Source organism: Veillonellales bacterium, assembly GCA_039680175.1.
Taxonomy (GTDB): Bacteria; Bacillota; Negativicutes; order JAAYSF01; family JAAYSF01; genus JBDKTO01.
In genome coordinates, this window is record JBDKTO010000064.1 from 1 (window position 1) to 2,463 (window position 2,463).

Genomic DNA, 2,463 nt, shown 5'->3' on the forward strand with positions numbered 1-2,463 from the left:
ATGAGCAAGTTCTTCGTATAAACCGGTTTTTAAATGGGATTGCAGTTCAATGTCACTTTGATTAACTGACTTTGATATACCAATTAATCCCCAAGATTTTTCATAAGTTTGCGCATACGGATTTGCAACCGATTTTCTGATTATTTCTAAGCCAGATTCTCTGAGTGAATTTCCAATGGTAGGAATTAAGAATAATGCTTGGCTGATTGCCTGGATATTTTGCTGCTCCAAGAAAGTAGAATATTTATTATTAAAATATGCCAAAGCACTTTCAGAAATGACATGCTTGTCAGATAGTAAACCAATAATAAAAGCTAAAAAGGAATCCCCGTACCAATCTTGTTTACTTGCATATTCGATGTATTTATTAAGAAACTCATTGGGGAGCGAATTTACTAGATCGTTTGGATTTTCTACTAAATAATATGTAGAAATTGCTAATGTCTTCTCTCGTAAATCTGCTTGATTCCTTGGATCTGAATATAGGTATGGCGTGATGTAATTAGATAACCATTCACGTAAGTCTCCAAGGCAGTTCTGATTTTCAGAGCGGCTAAAAATAATAGCTAAAAGACTAGCCACATATGGGCTTAAAGCTTCTTTTTTCGCCAAATCAAGCACTTGTAATGCTTGAGCATATTCATAAACAATACTCTTAGATAGTTGTCCGCTCATATAAAATCGCCATTTGAACTAGAATAGTTGGATCAATCCAAGTACCAAACCAATAATACTGATAATTCCCAAAAGTAAACTTGCTAACCAATTCTCTTTAAACCATTCCCCAATTACCTGAGGAATGAAATTAATATTTTCTTTCCAGGTTGTATTTGTCAGTAATGAACCTTGATCTGCTCTATCAGCAATATTCGCTAAAATATCAACCTTACGTAGAGTTGAAAAATGTAGTCTGACATATTCCTTATTGATAAAAGCTTCCGACTCATCAGAACCCGTTAGAAAATCTTTATTACTGATTTTGTTCAATTCGATTATCTTTGTTAATCGAGGGTGGCCAATATAGCCCACCCCATAAATGTCGATTAATAATCTATTCAAATCAATTCGATTCTGTTCTGGGATTTCTGTAGGAGTCCCTCCAAGTACTTTGTATCGATGTTCAATTGCCTCAAATCCATAATTCATATCTCTCATATTCCAGTGAAGCCATTTGAAACCGGTGTGAGCATGAACAAAAACATAAAATTCGTCCAACATCTTCTTTTCAAGGGTATCGTATTCCTGGTCGATTGTGTTTAATAAATTTTGCCGTTCAGCAATTTGATGAACTGAAAAAGATTTCGTTTGTCCATTGGCAAAATTTCTGACAGCGATAGAAGTAATTCTTGGAGAGGTACCAGTTTCTCGATCATAAAAACTCTCACAAGAATAATGAATTACAAGAACATGATCAGAATTTTCCATTAGCTCTGCTAAGGATTTTCTGGCTTTATTTCTTTTCTGTAATCGACGTATAGCTGAACCCATGATTATCCTTAAATTAGATATGTTGTGAATTATTTGCGAAACTCGCTAATGCCATTCACACCTCTGATAAAATTTGCTCTTATCCATTTTGGGACAAAATCAAATTGATAAAAGGTCTAATAGCTTTTTCCATTCTAATCATCGACTTTATAAGTTGTTCTTGTAATTCATCCCATTGGTCTTGATCTATCAGACCATAATTTGAAATCACAAAACGAATACGGCTCGCTCGCTTATCCGGCAGTAATTGCCAATCTAATGGATCGCCGAAGAGTTCTTCAATTTCAATTTTATGCTGCAGGAAAGCGTTAAAAACCATCTTGTTCCATTCCGCTTCCCCTCGATCAATATAGAGCTCGACCTGGGCGTCATCCATGCGCACAACATAATTAAATCCAAGTCCGCTTTTTCCAGCGCCGGCACTGACCCAATTTTCAATTCCTGGTGAGACTTTGGCATGAAGTTTAGTCTTTGTCTTAGCTTTTTCAAGTAGTTCACCCCAGAATTTTAGACGGAGAACATGCCGCTCCGCTAAATCTCCATCCTTTTGACCTTGCTGTGACTTTTTTTGATGTCCTTGTACAGATGGCTTGCCGTCATATCCTTTGATAAAGGAAAACAGCTTATAAACCGTGCAAAATGTATCAAGCTTTTCTTTACAAACAATTCCATCAAGATCTGGCCAATAGGATGGCTCTTTATTGTCTTGATCTTTATATTGAATAGCCTTAAGCTGGAGACCATCTGTTAATATGCCCCAATCAACCTGATGAAATTTGGCAGCATAAAATAGATAGGATTCCCATTCTAAACCTGGGGTAATTTCATCAAAATTTTCACCTGGCTTTACGTAACAAACGATTGCTTTTGGAGTGTGGTTTGCTCCCATGAGATTTAGTGTCATGATCCTTTGGTTTTTTTCATCTGTAGAAAAACCCAGGATATGGAAAAACTCATCCACATACTCTTTCCAGG

At 36.3% G+C, this 2,463-nt stretch carries 3 protein-coding genes; all 3 read right to left on the minus strand.

The genetic code is table 11. The annotated features are described in order from the left end of the window. Positions 1–675: hypothetical protein (locus tag ABFC84_09775; protein MEN6413025.1), on the minus strand; the 675-nt coding region annotated here is incomplete at its 3' end. An 18-nt stretch (positions 676–693) separates the two neighbouring features. After that, entirely contained in the window at positions 694–1,488 is a 795-nt protein-coding gene (locus ABFC84_09780; protein MEN6413026.1) for a hypothetical protein, read from the minus strand. Positions 1,489–1,567: 79 nt separating this feature from the next. After that, positions 1,568–2,463 (minus strand): DUF4268 domain-containing protein (locus ABFC84_09785; GenBank protein MEN6413027.1); only part of this gene is annotated, 896 nt, incomplete at its 5' end.

Bases quoted from the DNA above. Each gene is read 5' to 3' on its own strand.
- ABFC84_09780 (MEN6413026.1), bottom strand. From the start codon at position 1,488: ATGGGTTCAGCTATACGTCGATTACAGAAAAGAAATAAAGCCAGAAAA.